Origin of the sequence: Bradyrhizobium sp. BR2003 (assembly GCF_009720285.1) — a bacterium.
GTDB classification, from domain to species: Bacteria; Pseudomonadota; Alphaproteobacteria; order Rhizobiales; family Xanthobacteraceae; genus Bradyrhizobium; species Bradyrhizobium elkanii.
This window is the reverse complement of record NZ_SMYJ01000031.1, coordinates 1-18,459: the sequence shown is the minus strand read 5'-3', so window position 1 is coordinate 18,459 and position 18,459 is coordinate 1. Positions and strand designations below refer to the sequence as shown.

The following is an 18,459-nucleotide window of genomic DNA, read 5'->3' as shown; positions in this document are numbered from 1 at the left end:
CAATGCGGTGGCTCTTGGCGAAATCGTGAAAGGCCATCTCGCGAGCTAGGCTGCTCTCCGGTAAAAGAACAGCGCTTCCGCGATAGTGGGTTTAGCGATGTAGCGGACCCCCGCTACCAAGTATGACCCGCTATTATGGTGGGCCTCTGGAAAGACCCCTCCGCCAACCAGCGGCCAGCTTTCCCTTGACCTAGACCTCGAAGCCTTCCCAAGGGCCCTTCGGGTGGACGCTGTGCACAAGCGACCTGATTTCGGCGACCAACGGACCTCGGTCATCCTCCGCGCTTGCGTGGCTTGCGATCGTGTCAGCAAGCGCATTGACGGTCTCGATGCAGCGGTCCAGCGTTGCCGGATGCAGTGAGCTGGGGGAGGGGGCCTACTCGAGAGCGGCCAGTTCCGCCTCGATGCGCAGGCGCTCTTGCTTCAGCTCCGCGATCCGTTGCTTGGCATCTTCGTCCCAGATCACGTACCTGATCACAAGATCAGTGTTGCGCTGACGCGCGCCCTCGATCCAGTCACGTTTGGCCTCTAGCCGCAGGCGCTCCGCGGAAGCGTTTCTAGCAAGCCGCTCTCGCTCACTGTTGTAGTTCCGGACGTAGGTCTCGATCAGCCGTGGCTCCTTCAACTCCACTGGACCATCCCGCTGAACACAAGTCTTTCGACGTCGCGCAGGTGATGATCCTGCGATTCGAGCAACGGCCATTCTCGCGCACAGCTGAGCAGCGAATCCTCGTCTTTCCAGTCTTGTCGCGGTCGTGAACTGACATGCTAGATCCGGAACAACCGCACCGAACAGACCCGACAGGAGATGCGGCGCCCGCCGCTTCATGTGGCTGGCCAAGTGCCCCTTCTCAGTCTTCAAAGCCTCCTCCCAAACGGACTGTTCGACGATCCTCAGTTGGGACACATCAATGATTGACCCGCAGGCCTATTGCGCCTTTGCCAGCGGCCGGCTGCAAACTTTTTTGGATGAGCATCAGGTGGACACGCTGATCGTCTCCGACGGTGAGACCGATGTTTGCGTGCTGCCCACTGTGCTGGCCGCGGTCGATATCGGCTAACGCGTGATCCTTGCGGAAGACGCACTATGCAACTCGTCCGATGAAAGCCACGACGCACTGCTGGGTCTCTATACCAAGCGCTTCAGCCTGCAAATCGAGGTGGCGCCGACTGCCCGCATTCTTGCGAATTGGTCGGTCGATGACCGAGCGCGCAGCCGTTGGGCGATGGAACTTCTTTGCGCGTGCTTAACATAGGTTAGAGCTTCGATTGCAAAGCAAACTCTTCGATCAACAGGCTTGAATTGAAGCCGATGACATGGCCCGATGGGTGGGCGTCCCGCCGACCAGGATCGAAGCTGTGAGCCGCACTAAAAGATGTCTTGGCCAACTACTTCTCGCCGCCACGCTGCTTGCGGCGGGGATGGCGGACGCGCAGGAGGACAAGAAGACCGACGACGACAAACCGGCTGATCCCGATACCGGCGAAAGTACGGTCGAGGAAAAGACGCTTGGTCTCCTGCCCAATCCCTTGCAGAAGGACGGCGTCAAACTTGCAGCCACCTATATTGGGGAGGTGTTGGGCAACCCCTCCGGCGGACTGAAACAGGGCTCGGCCTATGAAGGGCGCCTGAATCTCGCCGTCGACCTTGATCTGCAAAAGCTCGCCGGCCTCGATCAACTGACATTCCATGCCAATATGTTTCAGATTCATGGTGGCGGGCTGTCGCGCGGCAGCTTGCAGAATTACTTCGTGGTCAGCGGCATCGAGGCGTTGCCGTCTACGCGTCTTTACGAGGCTTACTTTGAAAAGCAGTGGGGCAACAAGAAAGTCTCACTCAAGGCGGGGCAACTCGCGGCCGACAGCGAGTTCTTCAACACCAGATACACCGACGTCTTGACGAACGCCTCGATGGGCTGGCCGGCGATCACCTCGCTTGACCTGCCGAGCGGCGGTCCGTCGCCCCCCTTGGCTGCGATGGGGGCCCGGCTTCTCGTCAATGTCACGGATCAACTGTCCGTTCTCGGCGGCTTATTTGATGGCGATCAGGCCGGGCCAGGCGGTGGCGATCCGCAGGAGCGCAACCGCTACGGCGTCAACTTCCGCGTCAATGATCCGCCGCTCCTGCTTGGTCAAATCCAATACGCCTGGAATAACACCAAGGGCGATCCGAACCCCGCCGGTCAAATCAAGTTCGGCGGCTGGCGGCATTTTGGGTCTTTCGCCGATCAGAGATTTGCCTCCAATGGAGTCCCGCTGGCGTCGCCCGCCAGCAGCGGCGAACCTCTGCTCCTATCCGGTGATATCGGTGGCTGGATTGTGTTCGAGCAGAAGCTCTATGGTGTGCCGAAAAGCGATGATAGAGGCATCGGCATTTTTGCGCGCCTCTCCGGAGCGCCGGCCGACCGCAATCTGATCGATCGTTACGCTGACGCCGGCATCGAATTCATCGGTCTCGACGACAACCGTCCTGACGACAAGTTTGGAATCGCGGCCGGCTACGCGCATATATCCAAACGCGCCCAGACTTTGGATGCAGACTGTCGCACATTCGTCGATCCAACTTGGCCGACGCGGAGTTTCGAAGGCCTTCTGACGGCCGTGTATCAGTATCAAATCAGGGACGGGTGGACGTTGCAGCCCAACCTGCAATACATCATCCATCCCGGCGCAAGTGCCACTAGCCCTTCCAGTGCAATGCCCGGCAAGGCTCTACATAACGCAACCGTGCTCGGCCTACGCACGACCCTGAAGTTCTAGGTGTCGGTAAACATGACGCCGGTGCCCAACTCGGCAGTTTTGCCAGATTGGTCATTGCGTATGACGGGTCCTCGAAAGGGAGGTGCGGGTCCAACGGAATCGATCCGCCGGGCCTCTGCCGGATCAGGCGGCGGTGGAAGCCTTCTTGTTGACGCCCTTGCGCAACGCAACTGTGTTGAGCTTGGTGTTTGCCGCCTTTTCTTCGTTGAGGTTCGTGGTCAGGAAACGCACGATATCGTCGTGGCCGAGCTCCTCCGCCCAGGCGATCAAGGTGCCGTAACGGCATATCTCGTAGTGCTCGACGGATTGCGCGTTGGCGACGAGCGCCGCATCCAGCACCGTCTTGTCCTCGATCTCGCCGGCCGTCTCGTCGGCTTCCTTGATGATCCCATCAATGGCTGGGCATCGCGTGCCGCTTGGCGATTGGCCGAGTTTTTCGAAGACCTTTTCGAGACGCTCGATCTGCTTGTTCGTCTCCTCGAGATGGTTCTTGAGGCCCGTGGCCAGATCCCTGTTGGTGGCCTTATCGATCATTTTCGGCAGGGCCTTGGTGATCTGCTGCTCGGCATAATAGATGTCCTGCAAGCCATGAAGCAGCAGGTCATCCATGGTCTTGATGTCTTTGGTGAATAGTCCCATGACGTCGCTCCTCGCTCTTGAAGCGGAGGAACGCATGCTCGCCGTGCTGGTTCCTAGGCCTCTACGCTTCAGGCGGCCGGGAAGATTATGATCGCGGGCGTCTCGTGCTTCCGCAGGAACTCGCGCAAACAGGCCGCGTTTTGCCTCTTTGGGTGGAGTTCAACATGGTCAGCACCTCGCTTTGGATGGAGACTGAGATCCTGCCGGAGGCGCGTACTCTCAAAGGCGATGTGGAATGCGATGTCGCCGTGGTTGGCTCCGGCATCGCCGGGCTCTCGACAGCGTACGAACTGATGAAGCGGGGCCGGTCGGTCATCGTCATTGACCGTAAAGGTATCGCAAGCGGCATGACGGCGCGCACCTCGGCTCATCTTGCGCCACTGTGCGATGACCTGATGAGCGAATTCAAAAAGCTGCGCGGCGCCGAGGTTGCCAAGCTATTCTACGAAAGTCAGGCCGCCGCCGTCGATCGCATCGAGGAGATCCAGACAAGCGAGAAAATTGCCTGCGATTTTATCCGTCTTGACGGCTATCTGTTTCAAGGTAACGGCATGTCGGCCAATATTTTCGATGCGGAGCTGGAAGCGGTGCGCGACGTCGGCGCACCGGTTCACCGGCTGGTCGGCGTGCCGCTCAAGGGATGCGAGAACCGCCACGTCCTTCGATATCCGCGCCAAGCGAAATTCCATCCTCTTAAATATCTCGCTGGCCTCGCGGCCGCTTGCGCGAGCGGCGGTGTCCGTTTCTTTGCCCATAGTCCGGTGGAAGAAGTCGCCGAACAGGACGGCGGCATCACGCTGCGAACCTCACAGGGGCAAATCACGGCCGACCATGCCGTGATCGCGACCAACGCCTCCATAGCCGATCGCTTTCAACTGCATACCAAGGTCGCTCCTTACCGCACTTACATGCTTGCCTTTGCCATCGCGCGGGGCGACCTGCCCGACGCGCTCTATTGGGACACCGAAGATCCCTACCATTATGTTCGGCTGCAAACGGGCCCCGAGGAGGATGATTTCGTGCTGGTCGGCGGCGAAGACCATAAGAGCGGAGAGGCCAATGACGCCGACCCGCGCTTCACACGTCTGGAGAGCTGGGCACGCGACCTGATCCCGGCCCTTGGCCGCATCACGCACCGCTGGTCGGGCCAGGTTCTCGATACGATCGACTACGCCGGCTTCATCGGCAGCGAGCCCGGCAGCGAGCGCATCTATCTTGCGATGGGCGATTCGGGCCAGGGGCTGACCCATGGCGTGATGGGCGCGATGCTGAACACAGCGCTCATCCTTGGCGAAGATCATCCATGGAAGTCCGTCTATGCGCCGGATCGCAAACCGCTGGCGGCGGGGAAGAATTTCCTGCGCGAGAACATGACGATCCTGCAAAATCTCGCGGAATACGTGGCGCCGGGTGAAATAGCCTCACTTGAAGAGCTGGAACCGGGTGGGGGTGCCATCCTGCGGCGTGGATTTGAAAAGATCGCGGCCTACAAGGACAAGGCCGGCGAGCTTCACCTTCATTCAGCCAGTTGCACCCATATCGGCTGTCACCTGCACTGGAACAGCTTCGAGAGCTGTTGGGACTGTCCGTGCCACGGGTCGATCTTTGCGCCCAACGGGCAGCCGATCAATGCTCCGGCCGTATCGGCTTTGCGCCCGGTGAAGGCCTAGCGAGTTAGAGCGGTTGGGAGCGGTCCATCTTCAAGGACGATGACATTCAGCAGGACGATCTGCGCAGCCCGCGCACACCGTGGGCCGTCCTCCCGTCGCGCCCGATTGAGCGCATCTCTGAAAGCTTTCGTTGCGAGGTGCTGATCATCGGTGCCGGCATCACCGGCGCGCTAGTGGCCGAGCGCCTGACACGGCAAGGCCACCAGGTTGTCATCATCGATCGCGAGCTTCCCAGTCTCGGTAGCACGGTCGCCAGCACCGCTATGCTGCTCTGGGAAATCGACCGGCCGCTGTTTGAACTTGCGCAGCTCTATGGTTTCGAGAAGGCGGTGCGCTGTTATCGCGCCAGCCTTCAGGCCGCGCAAGGCCTGCTGTCCCTGATTGCGCATCAGGGAATTTCTTGCCAAATGCGGCCGCGTCTCTCGCTCTATCTCGCTGTCGATGACGGTCCGAAGCTTGTTCAAGATGAATATGCGATGAGGGACCGCGCCGATCTGCCATCCCTCCATCTCGATCATGCCGCGTTGCTGAAGCGCTTCGGAATCGCGCGGGCGGGTGCTCTTTTGTCAAAGGATGCGGCTGATGCCGATCCGGTGCTGCTCACGCATGGCTTGCTTGATATCTCCATCCGGCGCGGTGCCCACCTTCGAAAGGCCAATGCAGTTGCCTTTGATAGCGCGGCCCAGAGCGTAACCGTCGGGCTTGAGAGCGGGCTTTCGATTGAGGCGCGCGAGGTCGTGCTCGCGACCGGCTACGTGATGCCGGATATTGTGCGGCCCACGGGACAGCAGCCAACCTCCAGCTGGGCCATGGCGACCCGGCGGCAGCCGAGCCATCTGTGGCCCGAAGAGACGCTGATCTGGGAAGCGAGCCGGAACTATCATTATGCGCGGACCACTGCTGATGGCCGCATCATCCTTGGCGGCGAGGATGACGGAGCGCTCATCGAGCCTGACGCTCGTGATGATGCCACGCCTGCAAAGGTGAGGGCGCTCAAGAACTATCTGATGGCGCTTTGGCCGCATGCATCGGACCAAGTGGCGTCCAGCTGGTCGGGTGCTTTCGATACCACCCATGACGGCTTGCCGTTGATCGGCAGGGTACCCGGCTGCAAGAATATCTCCGCGGCCTTTGGCTATGGCGGCAACGGCATTACCTTCAGTTTTCTCGCGGCGGAACTTCTGGCAACGTTGCTTGCCGGAGGCTCTTCGCCCCTCCTCGATGATCTTGCGATTGACCGCGATATTCCGGGCTAGCGATGCGGGATCGCGCAGCCCAGCATGAAGGCGACGAGCAGCGAGGGCAGCGAAACCTCTCCTACCACATCACGCAGAAAGGCGAGCGCTTGGCTCGGCCGCTGTCCTTCTTCCAGGCTTTGCCGCACCGTGCGGGCGGTCTCACGCACGCCTTCCGAAACGTCCTTCGACTGGGATTTCATGTCGGAACGGCGATATCGCAATCAAGCCCTTCCGCTCGCCAGTCAAAGAGCACTTTACCCCCAAGTTGGCTGAGCGTTCCTTCGATAAGGCGACTACCGAAGCCTTTCCGTTCAGGCATTTTTACCCTCGGCCCGCCAAATTCGGTCCAGCGGATCGCAAGTTGTCCGTCCTTGCCGCGCGACCACGCCAATCTGATCTGGCCTTTCGGGCTGGATAGCGCGCCATATTTGGAGGCATTGGTCGCTAGCTCATGCAGGACCACCGCAACCGCCTGCGCGGCAGTGGGATCCAGCACGGTTTGCAGGCCGTCCATCCGAACCCGCCTGTCGTGCTCACTGAGATAAGGGGCAAGTTCCTGCTTCGCGATCGCCGAGACTTCGGCGCCTAGCCACCGCGTGGCAACAAATAACGAGTGAACATTTGACATCGCCTGGATTCGCCCGCTGATCATCTCCTTGAGACCCTCGGAAGTAGCGGACTGAGAAAGATTTACGATCGCCTGGACGATCGCAAGGATGTTCTTGCTTCGGTGCTCTGCCTCGCGAGCCAGAACGCTTATCCGCTCCTGATCCCGCTTCTGCTCGGTGATATCTCTTGCGATCTTTGATGCCCCAATGATGTTGCCGAAGTTATCTTTGACAGGGGAAATGGTGAGCGAAACCATGATTGAGCTACCATTCCTACGCCGCCGAACAGTCTCAAAATGCTCGATGCGCTCACCTCGCCGGATGCGGGTTAATATCTCACGCTCTTCGCTTTGCCGGTCCTCAGGGATCACAAGCGTAATGGGCTGGCCAATCGCCTCGGCGGCCGAGTAGCCGAAGATGCGCTCAGCCGCCTTGTTCCAGCTTGTAATGATGCCGTCCAAGTTCTTGCTCGCGATCGCATCGTCGCTGGACTCAACGATAGACGCGAGCAGGTTGGCCAAGCGCTCGGCACGTTCCAGAGCCGGAGCTTGCGAGCTGGAAGCTTTCGTGTGCGAGCCGGTTCGCACCGGCATGACTTCCGCAAGATGTCCTCCCGCCTGGCGCCACCCGGGGAGACTTTTGGCCTCTTCACGCATGCATTCGCTTCCTTGCCATTTTTCCAACGTTTCGGTTTGTTCGAAGCGAGGCCGACGTCGGGTCATGGCATTTGCTCCCTCCTTGAATAGGCGGGAGCTTCTCATCACCAACAAAAGCCGCGAGGTTCGGTGGTGGATTTATTGTGGGGCCTGAATGCCGATAACGCGAATTGTATATTTCGCTCTCGGCCCGGAACCATTCAGGAATTACTCAAGTTCCCCACTTCGCGTCACTTGCGCCACGAGCGGATTAGCGCAGATGGCAGATCAACTTAGAGCACGGAGGGTCAGGAGGGACAGCATTCGCGGTCGCGTACCGTCCTGACCGGTCAATGCACTGCGACCATCGTGTTAAAGAAAATTCGGAAATTGATTCACCTAGGTAACGGCGGGACCAACTAGGCTGATTCGATGATGCGTATACTGGGCAGGGCTTTTCATTAAGGACAATTTACTGAGGACCCAGAGAGACGCCTAAGTATTGCATCGGCGGCTTGAGAAGGCTGGAATGAGGAACGGCCTCAGCATCACCTCCAAGGGTGCCAGGGCCGTTTCTTTTGGATCAGTCGAACGGGATGATGTCCTCCGTTCCCCATAGAGGACGAAGGGCTACGATAGCATATTCGACGGGGATCCGCGGCGTCGGGACCGGTAGGTGCACCGCTGGCGTCCACCGCGGCTCCACCGCCGGCGTTCTGGAACGCTCCAGACCCTGATGAATTTCCCGGTCATGAGTGTGGACGATTTTTATGCGGACGATTACTATCTCGCGAGGGCCGAGCACTACCGGCATGCCAAGGAGACGGCAGCCGACCAGTTCACTCGGTATTTCCTTGAGCGGATGGAGCACAGCTATCGGGTCCTGGCTGCCAGCGAAACAGCTCTCGCCGTCTCGCAAAATGCGGAAGAGGAAACGGAGAATCCCCGCGACCAGCCGGGCACTTGAGGCTCTTGGTTCCCCTTACTCCATCTCGGGTCACGCCGAAGCGTAAGGCATGCGCTCCAGAGGAAGCGGGACGGCGAGGCTAGGTCTCACTTGCGTTCTCCGCGATCCGCTTTCGGATGATGGTCAGACGGGCGCTGACGCCTCGGTACGGCCGAGCTTCTGGGCGATCTCGCTCTGTGTCCGCCCAGTCTCCCGTATCAACTGCAATAGCTTTTGCTCTTCCTCAGCGGACCACGATGATCCTGCTGGCATGGGGATTTTCCAAAATTGTTTCGTGATGAGATGCCGCTAGAGAATGGCAGATGACTGTAGCCGCGTCTGTCCTGTTTCTTCCGGTACTCGCCGAAAAGGAACGCATTTCAGCCGGTCGTCTTGATAGGAATCGGGAGATGAGATGAGCGTGAGCACGCTGATGCCTCGATATTACTTCGACCTATGTGACAACGCCGGCAACATAGTTGACGAGGAAGGTTTGGACCTTAGGGACATAGAAGCCGTGCAGGATGAAGCTGCGCGCGCCCTGGGCGGAATGGCCCGCGACGCAGCGGCAATCTTACACGGTGGCGGGGCGGAGCAGATGGAGATTGCGGTTCGCGACGAGAGCGGACCGGTGATGACAGTCCGGTTTGCTTTCGAGATCAGCCGGGAGAGGCGGAGCTGAACTGACGCCATTCGCAGATGCGAAATAGACCATCTTAATCCATCGATGGAACTCAAACGCCTGGACGGCGTTTGACCTTACTATGTCCCAACCCGCGCTGGGGCTGGGATATGATTCATATGGACTCCTCGAACCTCTCCGAAGTCGTACAGGCCAGCGACGACCGCTACCGCCTCCTGGTGGAAGCGATCACCGATTACGCGATCTACATGTTGGATCGGGACGGCCGCGTGACCAGTTGGAACCCGGGCGCGAGGCGATTCAAGGGCTATGAGGCCGACGAGATAATCGGTCGCCATTTCTCGACTTTTTATACCGATGCTGAGCGAGCAGAGAACGTCCCAGCTCAGGCGCTGGCGGAGGCTGAGCGCACTGGCCGATTCGAGCGGGAAGGCTGGCGTGTCCGCAAGGACGGCACGCAGTTCTGGGCTCATGTCGTCATCGACGCGATCCGCTCGCCTGAGGGGGACCTCGTCGGCTTCGCCAAGATCACCCGCGACCTGACGGAACGAAGGGCTGCCGAGACGAAGCTGCGCGAAAGCGAAGAACAGTTCAGACTGCTGGTTCAAAGTGTCACCGACTATGCGATCTTCATGTTGGATGCCGGCGGTCACGTGGCGAGCTGGAATGCAGGCGCGCAGCGCATTAAAGGCTATGCGCCCGAAGAGATCATTGGCCGGCACTTCTCCGACTTCTACACGGAAGCCGACCGCGCCGCTGGGCTTCCTCGCATCGGCCTGGAGACAGCAACTCGAAACGGACGCTGGGAGCACGAAGGTGAACGGGTCCGAAGGGACGGCACTGTGTTCTGGGCGCACGTCGTGATCGACGCGATCCGGGATGACGCAGGCGAGCTTGTCGGATTTGCCAAGGTGACAAGGGACATCACCGAACGCCGCGAGGCGGAAGCGGCACTCCAAGCCGCGCAGGCGGGCATGATTCGTTCGCAAAAGCTGGAGGCGATTGGTCAACTCACGGGCGGCGTTGCCCACGACTTCAATAATCTGCTTCAGGTTATCAGTGGAAACCTACAGTTGCTGAGCAAGGATATCGCTGGGAACGCCCGCGCCGAGATGCGGGTGCAAAGCGCCCTCGCAGGTGTCGCCCGCGGCTCGAAACTCGCCTCTCAATTGCTCGCCTTCGCAAGACGACAGCCGCTGGAGCCAAGAGTGGTAAATGCCGGCCGTCTGCTCAAGAACATGGACGAGATGCTTCGTCGTGCCCTCGGCGGCGAGGTCGAAGTCGAGACGGTGGTCGCCGGTGGGCTGTGGAACAGCCTCATCGACCCGGATCAACTGGAAAATGCGATCTTGAACCTCGCAATCAACGCGCGCGACGCCATGAACGGCGAAGGCCGGTTGACGATTGAAGCAAGCAACGCCTTTCTCGACGACGAATATGTCCGGCATCATGACGACTTGGCAGCGGGACAATACGTCATGATCGCGGTGACCGATACGGGCACCGGCATCCCGACCGAAATCCTGGAGCGGGTTTACGAGCCATTCTTTACCACCAAAGCGGAAGACAAGGGGACGGGGCTCGGCCTCGCTATGGTTTACGGCTTCCTCAAGCAATCCGGAGGACACGTCAAGATCTACAGTGAGGTGGGCGCTGGCACCACCGTGAAACTCTACTTTCCGCGGGAGGCAGCAAGCGAAGACGCTCTGGTCGGGGCTCTGTCCGGGGAGGTAAAAGGCGGAGAGGAAACCGTCCTCGTGGTTGAGGACGACGATGAGGTTCGCGAGGTCGCGGTCGCGATGCTCACGGAGCTCGGCTACCGCGTGGTCAAAGCGCGAGACGCGGCGAGCGCGCTTATCGTCGTCGATAGCGGCATTCCGATAGACCTTATCTTCACCGATGTCATGATGCCGGGCATCCTGCGTAGCCCGGACATGGCGCGCAAAGCCAAGGAACGCTTGCCCAACGTCGCTGTACTTTTCACGTCGGGCTATACCCAAAATGCAATCGTGCACGGTGGACGGCTTGATCCCGGAGTGGAGCTCCTGGCCAAGCCTTACACGCGCGAAGCGCTCGCGCGGAAAATCAGACACGTGTTGGTCAACCAGGCTCAAAGGCGCGTCGCTCAGGGCTCGCAACACTCTGCCGATGAAAAGGCCATCAAGGACGCGACAGTGTTAGTCGTCGAGGACGATTTCCTGATCCGCCTTTCGACGACGGAGATGCTGAGCGACGTCGGATGCAAGGTAAAGGAGGCCGGCACGGCTCAAGAGGCACTGAAGATCCTTGATGAGCAAGCAGTGGACGTTTTGCTCACGGATGTCGGCCTCCCAGGAGTTTCAGGCCTGCAGCTCGCGAGAGACGTCCAAGCGCGCCGGCCTGATGTGCGCCTGGTTCTCGCAACAGGGGACAGCGGGACGAAACTTGAAGCCGCGCGATTGGGCGCGATATATCTGGCCAAGCCTTACACTCCCGCGTCTCTTCGCCAGGCTTTGCAGCATGCGATGAAAAAAAATCGCTGACGCTAAATGGCGGACATCGTCGAATTGTAGGTGGCAGACCTCATCGACAACATCATAAGTTTCGGTCTAGGCAACGGCATCGAATCCTAGGACAGCTGATCACCCGCTGGGTTTGGGACCCGGAAGAAAATATGCGTAAGATACCGCCATTCGTCTCTGATGGCGGTATTTGCTGAGTTCCTAGTTCGTACTGTGATGCCGGGCTTTATCAAGCCCGAGCTTGCGATCCTGCGGAGCAAGGCTCCCTCGGGCGACTAGCTGCATGAGATCAATAGGACGGCTACCGCCTCCAGCTCCACGTCGACCGGGGGCACCGGAAGGCCTACACGCGCAGCGGCCTTGACTGATCCAAGCGTTTCTCGTTGATCGCCACCTCATTCGACGTCCCGGCCAAGCCATCATCGAGGCGAGGTGGTGGTGGTCCATGACGTCCTGGCCACCACTCGAGATCGACGTTCGAAACGCTGGCGCGCAGGGGTGGATGAGAACGGTGACTGATCAAGGCCTGGTGACCAGTGACGATCCCGGCTTTCAGCCGCGCAATGATCGATCTCTTCAGTCGAGAACGGCAACCGACTGCAGCTGATGAGCGCCCAAGCTGTCTCGGGCGACGCCATTGAGCGCCATCCGACAAACAACGTTCCCGCACTTGGGGGTGCGGGGCAGGGAACCCTCGCGGCCGACAGAGCTTCTTCTTCGATGGATGCCAAGACAAAGAGACCCGAAGGCCCGCTATCTGACAAGCGTGACGGCTTTGTCAGCGTTAGAGGGGCGCGCGAGCACAATCTCAAGGATGTCTCGCTCGACATCCCCCGCAACGAACTGGTGGTCTTTACCGGGGTTTCCGGATCCGGCAAATCCTCGCTGGCGTTCGGTACCTTGTACGCGGAGGCTCAGCGGCGGTATCTTGAATCCGTGTCGCCATACGCGCGGCGGCTCTTCCACCAGATGCAGGTTCCCGACGTCGACCTCGTCGAAGGACTACCCCCGGCCGTGGCACTGCAGCAGCAACGGGGATCGCCGACGACCAGATCCTCGGTGGGAAGCGTTACCACGTTGTCGAATCTGCTGCGGATGCTCTATTCGCGCGCCGGCGATTATCCGCGGGGCCAACCGTTGCTTTACGCGGAATCCTTCTCGCCCAACACGCCGGAAGGCGCTTGTCCCAATTGTCACGGTATCGGACGGGTCCATCAAGTCGACGAACGGAGCTTGGTGCCGGACGATACTTTGACAATTCGAGAACGGGCAGTCGCGGCGTGGCCGACGGCTTGGCAAGGCCAGAACCTCAGGGACATCCTCGTTACGCTGGGATACGACGTCGACAAGCCGTGGCGCGAGCTGCCGAAGAAGGATCGCGACTGGATCCTTTTCACTGCCGAGCAGCCGACCGTCCCGGTCTACGCCGGATACACTCCCGCCGAAACGCGTCGGGCCTTGAAGAGAAAGGAGGAACCGAGCTACATGGGCACCTTCACGGGCGCCCGAAAGTACGTTCTTCAAACTTATGCCACTACGCAGAGCGCGATGATGAAGCGCCGCGCGGCGCAGTTCTTGTCAAGCGACGATTGCCCGGTCTGCAAGGGCAAGCGGCTCAAGCCGGAAGCGCTTACCGTCAAGTTCGCCGGCCTGGACATCGCCGAGATCTCGCGCCTGCCGCTGAACAAGCTGGACGCGCTCGTCAAGCCGTACATCGATCGAGCCGAGCAGGAAGCGGCTCATCCCGAGAAGGCGCTCGTCGTGCAAAGGATCGCCCACGATCTCGCGGGACGTCTCGAGGTCTTGCTTGATCTCGGCCTGGGCTATCTCACGCTTGAGCGAAGTACGCCGACATTGTCTCCGGGAGAGTTGCAGCGGCTTCGGCTTGCGACGCAGGTCAGATCGAACCTGTTCGGCGTCGTCTACGTGCTGGACGAACCGTCGGCCGGCCTGCATCCGGCCGACACGGAAGCGCTGCTGCGGGCACTGGACCGTCTGAAAGCCTCGGGCAACTCGCTTTTCGTAGTCGAACACGAGCTCGACGTGGTGCGCAAAGCTGACTGGATCGTTGATGTCGGACCCGACGCGGGAGAGCAGGGGGGCAAGATTCTTTATAGTGGACGGCTCGCGGGACTGGCCGAAGTGGAAGCGTCCCAGACGCGACGTTTCCTCTTCGACGAAGCCGCCGAGCCCACACGGAAGATTCGCGAGCCGCATGGCTGGCTGAAGCTGCGGGGAGTCACGCGCAACAATCTCGACGGCCTCGATGCCGATCTTCCTCTCGGTGTTCTCACCTGCGTCACCGGTATCTCGGGTTCGGGGAAATCCAGTCTGATCAGCCAGTTTCTCGTCGAAGCCGTCGCCGAAAAGCTGGGGCAGCGTCGAGAGGCTGATCCGGACGAAGGCGAACTGGTGGAGCCCGTGCGGTCACTTGGCGGCGAGATCGCCGCGGGCCTTGATCGCATCAGGCGGCTTGTCGTCGTCGACCAGAAGCCGATCGGACGGACGCCGCGGTCCAATCTTGCGACCTACACCGGATTGCTGGATCACGTTCGCAAGCTGTTCGCCGCTACGAAGCAGGCGCGTGCCAGGCGATACGACGCCGGTCGGTTCTCATTCAACGTGGCCAAGGGGCGCTGCGAAACGTGCGAGGGCGAAGGATATGTGTGCGTCGAGCTACTTTTTCTTCCCAGCGTCTATACGCCATGTCCGGCTTGCAGGGGAGCTCGCTACAACGCGAAGACGCTCGAAATCAGGATACGCGACAAGTCGATTGCGGACGTGCTGGCGATGACGGTCGATGCCGCTTTCGCCTTCTTCGAGCATGACGACATGCTTTCCCGTTCGCTGGGCGTGCTGCGCGAGGTCGGGCTTGGCTACATCAGGCTCGGTCAGTCGGCGACCGAGCTCTCTGGAGGGGAGGCGCAGCGGGTCAAGCTCGCCACCGAGCTCCAGCGGGCTCAGCGCGGTGGGGGACTCTACGTTCTCGATGAGCCGACGACCGGCTTGCACCCGTCCGACGTCCGTAAGCTTAGCGGGCAGCTTCAGGGGCTCGTCGATGCCGGCAATACCGTGATCCTGGTTGAACATGATATGTCGGTCGCGGCAAATAGCGATTGGATCGTCGATGTTGGCCCCGGGGCAGGCGACGAAGGTGGCCGCATCGTGGCCTCAGGGCCTCCGAAGCAGGTCGCCGCATCCGGAAGCCGGACAGCGACTTATTTGGCGAAGGTACTTTAACGTCAGCGAGATCAAGATGAAGGTGACCGGGCTCAAAAGAGCATTTCGTCACCTAAGACATCTCGAATTTCCGCGGCCATCAGAAATCCGTCGTACTCACTTGTCCTCAAATACCCAGCCTGATCATCGAAGGGTTCGTCGGCGGCTAGCATCTGCTGCGGGCGCTTCGGCTGCGGGGCTTGCAAATCCTCCGCGGAAAGGCCGCCGCTCCTGCAACGGCTCTGCGGCCGAAGCTGAGCACTTCGATGACGGCGGCGCGGTCGGCTTCCGGTCACGGCGAATACTGATGGAAGATTTGAATATCCTCCATGCGCGCGTTCGCACGGAAACGAACCCCTCCCAGAGTTTCGCGAACCAGGGGATCGTCAGGAGCTTAGGCTTCACGACTACGAATATCCGCTCCAACACCAAAAGGCTGAACGCGTAGCAGGCGATGATCATCGCCGTGCCTGTCATCCAGTGACCTTTTCCCGCGACGGCCACGGCTACGAGCTTCAACGGTTCCACCGTGGCGGCCGGCACCGCCAGCAGGAGCAGCGATGGATACGGGCCGAGGCCTTCTATCATCCGCCTGAGACTCATGCGAAACGCTCCAATCGCGGGGTAACTGCAACGACCTGCGGATGTTCCGGAGGTGGAACATCCGGTCTTTTCGATGGTTCTATGCGCGGGCGATTTGAGAGGACTTGACATGAGCATTATCGTCGATCCGAGCCAGAGAGCAGCCGACGGCTTGAAGCTGGAGGCCGAAGCCGATGCTTGGCGAAAGAAGCGCAATCGGCGACCCGCCATCTTGAGCGGGAAAGTCCCTGTGGTTCTCATCCCTCGGCGCTCGCCACCTGCTTCGTTGCCGGAGCAGCGGGCAAATCGCGCACCCTCGGCCACCACGGCTTAGCGGCCAGACCCGAAGCGCCGCAAATGTCAAATACGGGGAAAGCAGGCGCGAAAAAGCCGGACACGAATAGACCGCGCGTGATGGCCCACCGTCCGGACCAACGGAAGCCGCTGCCTTTAGGGCCAAACGCCCGTATGAACGCTCGAATTGTATTTGCGCTGGTCCTGGTGGCGCTCGCCCTGTGGACAGCCGCCAGCTTTCTGCCACCGCTCATCTGGGCCACTATCTTGGCCGTATCGCTGTGGCCACTGTATTCCACGTTCTCGACTCGGTTCATGACCGGTCCATCAGCATCGGCAGCGCTTGTATTCACGCTGCTCGTCGCACTGGTGCTGGTCACCCCGATTTCGCTTGCCGTCTACGCGCTCGCCCAGCAAAGCGACTTGCTCATCGATTGGCTGAAGAGGGCCCGCGAGGGCGGGGTCGAGGTCCCGGACTGGGTCGCGCGATTGCCCATCGCCGCCGAAAGCATTGAGCAATGGTGGCGCGCCAACCTGTCCGACCCGAAGGTCGCCACGGCCTGGTTGAAGACGCTGAACGCCGACAACGTGTCCGACCTGTTCACGACCTTCGGCGGTCAACTGATACATCGCCTATTTCTGTTAGCCTTCTCCCTGCTGGCTCTATACGCATTGCTGCGCAGCGGCCGAGCGATCGCTAATCGAGTTCTGGAGACGTGCGACCGTCTTTTTGGCGAAGCGGGAGAAGGCCTCGTGGAAAAGATGGTCGACGCTACGCGCGCGACCGTGAACGGAACGGTTCTCGTCGCCGTCGGAGAGGGGCTGACAATCGGTGCCGCCTATTTCGTCGCCGGCGTGCCGAATGCCCTGATGTTCCTGATCTTCACAACAGCCTTCGCGCTGATTCCATTCGGCGCTTGGCTGGCGTTCACCGCCGCGGCGGTCGTGACAATATCCACTGGCGGAAGCGGAATCACCGCGGCCGGCGTGTTTTTATGGGGGTCCATCATTATGCTGGCTGGCGACCACTTCATCTGGCCGTCACTGGTGGGCGGTTCGGCGAGGCTGCCCTTCCTACTCGCGTTCGTGGGAATTTTCGGCGGACTGGCCGCATTCGGCTTGATTGGACTGTTTGTCGGGCCGGTCATCATGGCTGCGCTTCTCGCGATGTGGCGCGAGTGGATCTTTCGACCAGCCCCGCAGGCATGAGCGCGGCACTCTATCGCCGCCGCAAGAGCTGACCTCCGCAGGAACCATGATCGTGCAACGCCTCTTGGATCGGTTTTTTCGCAACCGGAAGATGGGCAGAATCACGATTGCGCGGTCGCCAACCGTAACGGCCTTTGGGAGTGGCCCTTGGCCAGCAAGCTGAGCCTCGTCCTCACGGCAGTATTTAAAGGGCGTTGGGCCGCCTACGAAATCGCCCGCGGGTCAATCCCTCACGGCCTCCAGAGGCCAGCTTCGCTATCGTCGAGTCCGGCCGCTTCTGCGAATTCGTGAGGCCCGCGCAGGCGGCTCTTCCTGGGCTATCGAGCCGATCCAAACGGTTAGTCGATCTCTTCGATCACCGGCGTTCGCGCCGCTCGACCACGTGGTTGTGGCCTGTCGCGGTGAACGATGGAGAGGTTCTGCCCTTCCCATCGTGTCGCCTCGCTCAGGAAGGAACTTTCCCGCCGGGGACCGGTTCGCATGTTCAAACCGCAGGCCTGCAAGCTCAAAGCGGGCGATCGGTAGCTAGGTTTACGCCGATGACGCCGTCCGACCCAGTCAGGAGCGCGCACGATCGACGCCAACGTAGGCTATTGATCGTGCTGGCGTTTGGATTCCTCGTCTTCGGCGGCGCCGCGGCCGCTCTCTTCTACCTCCTGCAGCCCGAAACCCTGCGGATCGCCGTCGGCCCGCCAGGAAGCGACGACCAGCAGGTGGTCGAAGCTATGGCCGAGACTTTTGGAGAGGAAAGCAGGTCGGTTAGGCTCTCCCCGATCACGACCGAAGGCGCGGCCGAATCCCTTGCTCTGCTTGGCTCCGGTAAGGCCGACCTGGCGGTCGGGCGCGGAGACCTGAGCCTGCCGGCGGATGCGCAGACGCTGGCCGTGCTGCGCAAAAACTACGTCGTCCTGTGGGCACCTTCTGGGCGACCAGGCAAGGGTTCGCGCCGAAAGCCCGCGGGGAAGATCGGCGAGATCGCCGGATTGGCCGGTCACCGGGTCGGCATCATTGGGAAGACCGGCGCCAATGCGGCGCTCCTGCGCACCGTTCTGATCGGCTCCGGCGTGGAGCCGGACAAGGTAGGGATGGTGCAGTTCGGGACGGACCAGATCGAAAAGCTCGCCCAGGACACGAGTCTCGACGCCTATCTTGCGGTAGGTCCGCTCGACAGCAGGATTACGGCCGATGCGATCGCCGCGACCATGCGATCACGCGGCGCTCCGAATTTTCTTCCGATCGATGCATCCCAAGCCATCGCGTTGAAGCAACCGCGCTACGAAGCTGAAGAAATTCCCGGCAGCATCTTCAGCGCGAACCCGGCGTGGCCGGAGGACAAGGTGGACACCATCAGCGTCAATCATCTCATTCTTGCCAGGAGGGAGCTTGCCGAAGCCAAGGCGGCGGCCTTCTATCGGCAACTGTTCGCGGTTCGCGACACGATCTCGCGACGCTTCGCCGGCGCCGCGCACATCACCAAGCCCGAGACGGAAAAGGAGGCGGAGCCCTCCGTGCACC

The 18,459-nt window shown here is 60.5% G+C and carries 16 protein-coding genes and 1 pseudogene; 10 read left to right on the top strand and 7 right to left on the bottom strand.

The genetic code is table 11. The features are described from left to right. Window positions 1–376: 376 nt before the first annotated feature. Window positions 377–631, bottom strand: a complete 255-nt coding sequence (locus E2I15_RS25940; RefSeq protein ID WP_137479190.1) for a hypothetical protein — start codon at window positions 629–631, stop codon at window positions 377–379. Further along, window positions 576–788 (bottom strand): annotated as a pseudogene (locus tag E2I15_RS39890) (hypothetical protein); the annotation flags it as partial. The gene E2I15_RS25940 and the pseudogene E2I15_RS39890, both read right to left, overlap by 56 nt. Before the next feature lie 123 nt (window positions 789–911). Here E2I15_RS39890 and E2I15_RS39885 point away from each other — a divergent pair. Together E2I15_RS39885 and E2I15_RS25930 are read left to right on the top strand one after the other, a co-directional pair. Then, window positions 912–1,061 (top strand): isochorismatase family protein, encoded by a 150-nt coding sequence (locus E2I15_RS39885; protein WP_422109844.1) that lies wholly within the window; start codon window positions 912–914, stop codon window positions 1,059–1,061. Window positions 1,062–1,317: 256 nt separating this feature from the next. Beyond that, window positions 1,318–2,760 carry a carbohydrate porin gene (locus tag E2I15_RS25930; protein WP_155262572.1) on the top strand — a complete coding sequence of 481 codons (1,443 nt, stop codon included), beginning with the start codon at window positions 1,318–1,320 and terminating at the stop codon, window positions 2,758–2,760. A 123-nt stretch (window positions 2,761–2,883) separates the two neighbouring features. Here the strand turns inward: E2I15_RS25930 and E2I15_RS25925 are convergent, their stop codons facing one another. After that, the gene (locus E2I15_RS25925) at window positions 2,884–3,399 is read right to left on the bottom strand and encodes a YciE/YciF ferroxidase family protein (RefSeq protein ID WP_137479189.1); all 516 of its coding nucleotides are present in this window, start codon (window positions 3,397–3,399) and stop codon (window positions 2,884–2,886) included. 164 nt (window positions 3,400–3,563) lie between these two features. Here E2I15_RS25925 and E2I15_RS25920 point away from each other — a divergent pair, with 164 nt between their 5' ends. Both E2I15_RS25920 and E2I15_RS25915 read left to right on the top strand, forming a co-directional pair. Further along, window positions 3,564–5,069 (top strand): FAD-dependent oxidoreductase, encoded by a 1,506-nt coding sequence (locus E2I15_RS25920; protein ID WP_137479188.1) that lies wholly within the window; start codon window positions 3,564–3,566, stop codon window positions 5,067–5,069. A 137-nt stretch (window positions 5,070–5,206) separates the two neighbouring features. Continuing rightward, window positions 5,207–6,325: an NAD(P)/FAD-dependent oxidoreductase gene (locus tag E2I15_RS25915; RefSeq protein ID WP_170991537.1), complete on the top strand. Its 1,119-nt coding sequence runs from the start codon at window positions 5,207–5,209 to the stop codon at window positions 6,323–6,325. Here the strand turns inward: E2I15_RS25915 and E2I15_RS25910 are convergent. Both E2I15_RS25910 and E2I15_RS25905 read right to left on the bottom strand, forming a co-directional pair. Beyond that, window positions 6,322–6,507 (bottom strand): hypothetical protein, encoded by a 186-nt coding sequence (locus tag E2I15_RS25910; protein WP_137479187.1) that lies wholly within the window; start codon window positions 6,505–6,507, stop codon window positions 6,322–6,324. The two genes, E2I15_RS25915 and E2I15_RS25910, sit on opposite strands and share 4 nt — an antisense overlap. Beyond that, entirely contained in the window at window positions 6,504–7,637 is a 1,134-nt protein-coding gene (locus E2I15_RS25905) for a PAS domain S-box protein (protein ID WP_246668095.1), read from the bottom strand. Before E2I15_RS25905 ends, E2I15_RS25910 begins: the two co-directional genes overlap by 4 nt. Window positions 7,638–8,286: 649 nt before the next feature. Here E2I15_RS25905 and E2I15_RS25900 point away from each other — a divergent pair. After that, window positions 8,287–8,517 (top strand): hypothetical protein, encoded by a 231-nt coding sequence (locus E2I15_RS25900; protein WP_137479186.1) that lies wholly within the window; start codon window positions 8,287–8,289, stop codon window positions 8,515–8,517. Between the two features lie 123 nt (window positions 8,518–8,640). Here the strand turns inward: E2I15_RS25900 and E2I15_RS25895 are convergent, their stop codons facing one another. Continuing rightward, complete coding sequence (locus tag E2I15_RS25895) at window positions 8,641–8,769, bottom strand: SANT/Myb-like DNA-binding domain-containing protein (RefSeq protein ID WP_246668094.1); 129 nt, start codon at window positions 8,767–8,769, stop codon at window positions 8,641–8,643. 142 nt (window positions 8,770–8,911) lie between these two features. Between E2I15_RS25895 and E2I15_RS25890 the strand changes: the two genes are divergently transcribed. The 3 genes from E2I15_RS25890 (at window position 8,912) to E2I15_RS25880 (ending at window position 14,880) form a co-directional block, all read left to right on the top strand. Further along, complete coding sequence (locus E2I15_RS25890) at window positions 8,912–9,178, top strand: DUF6894 family protein (RefSeq protein ID WP_246668093.1); 267 nt, start codon at window positions 8,912–8,914, stop codon at window positions 9,176–9,178. A 110-nt stretch (window positions 9,179–9,288) separates the two neighbouring features. Then, window positions 9,289–11,661 (top strand): PAS domain S-box protein, encoded by a 2,373-nt coding sequence (locus tag E2I15_RS25885; RefSeq protein WP_422109843.1) that lies wholly within the window; start codon window positions 9,289–9,291, stop codon window positions 11,659–11,661. A 699-nt stretch (window positions 11,662–12,360) separates the two neighbouring features. Then, window positions 12,361–14,880, top strand: coding sequence for an excinuclease ABC subunit UvrA (locus E2I15_RS25880; protein WP_137479329.1), 2,520 nt, complete (start codon window positions 12,361–12,363; stop codon window positions 14,878–14,880). Between the two features lie 123 nt (window positions 14,881–15,003). Here the strand turns inward: E2I15_RS25880 and E2I15_RS39350 are convergent, their stop codons facing one another. Continuing rightward, window positions 15,004–15,462 (bottom strand): hypothetical protein, encoded by a 459-nt coding sequence (locus tag E2I15_RS39350; RefSeq protein ID WP_246668092.1) that lies wholly within the window; start codon window positions 15,460–15,462, stop codon window positions 15,004–15,006. Between the two features lie 177 nt (window positions 15,463–15,639). Between E2I15_RS39350 and E2I15_RS25870 the strand changes: the two genes are divergently transcribed. Next, complete coding sequence (locus E2I15_RS25870; RefSeq protein ID WP_246668091.1) at window positions 15,640–16,944, top strand: AI-2E family transporter; 1,305 nt, start codon at window positions 15,640–15,642, stop codon at window positions 16,942–16,944. 539 nt (window positions 16,945–17,483) lie between these two features. Then, window positions 17,484–18,459, top strand: a 976-nt coding sequence (locus tag E2I15_RS25865; RefSeq protein ID WP_155262571.1) for a TAXI family TRAP transporter solute-binding subunit, incomplete at its 3' end; no start/stop codon positions are given.

Excerpts from the sequence above, each read along its gene's own strand:
- E2I15_RS25910 (WP_137479187.1), bottom strand. The coding sequence starts at position 6,507 with ATGAAATCCCAGTCGAAGGACGTTTCGGAAGGCGTGCGTGAGACCGCC.
- E2I15_RS25900 (WP_137479186.1), top strand. The coding sequence starts at position 8,287 with ATGAATTTCCCGGTCATGAGTGTGGACGATTTTTATGCGGACGATTAC.
- E2I15_RS25890 (WP_246668093.1), top strand. The coding sequence starts at position 8,912 with ATGAGCGTGAGCACGCTGATGCCTCGATATTACTTCGACCTATGTGAC.
- E2I15_RS25905 (WP_246668095.1), bottom strand. The coding sequence starts at position 7,637 with ATGACCCGACGTCGGCCTCGCTTCGAACAAACCGAAACGTTGGAAAAA.
- E2I15_RS25880 (WP_137479329.1), top strand. The coding sequence starts at position 12,361 with ATGGATGCCAAGACAAAGAGACCCGAAGGCCCGCTATCTGACAAGCGT.
- E2I15_RS25895 (WP_246668094.1), bottom strand. The coding sequence starts at position 8,769 with ATGCCAGCAGGATCATCGTGGTCCGCTGAGGAAGAGCAAAAGCTATTG.
- E2I15_RS39885 (WP_422109844.1), top strand. The coding sequence starts at position 912 with ATGATTGACCCGCAGGCCTATTGCGCCTTTGCCAGCGGCCGGCTGCAA.
- E2I15_RS25930 (WP_155262572.1), top strand. The coding sequence starts at position 1,318 with ATGGCCCGATGGGTGGGCGTCCCGCCGACCAGGATCGAAGCTGTGAGC.
- E2I15_RS39350 (WP_246668092.1), bottom strand. The coding sequence starts at position 15,462 with ATGAGTCTCAGGCGGATGATAGAAGGCCTCGGCCCGTATCCATCGCTG.
- E2I15_RS25885 (WP_422109843.1), top strand. The coding sequence starts at position 9,289 with ATGATTCATATGGACTCCTCGAACCTCTCCGAAGTCGTACAGGCCAGC.
- E2I15_RS25925 (WP_137479189.1), bottom strand. The coding sequence starts at position 3,399 with ATGGGACTATTCACCAAAGACATCAAGACCATGGATGACCTGCTGCTT.
- E2I15_RS25920 (WP_137479188.1), top strand. The coding sequence starts at position 3,564 with ATGGTCAGCACCTCGCTTTGGATGGAGACTGAGATCCTGCCGGAGGCG.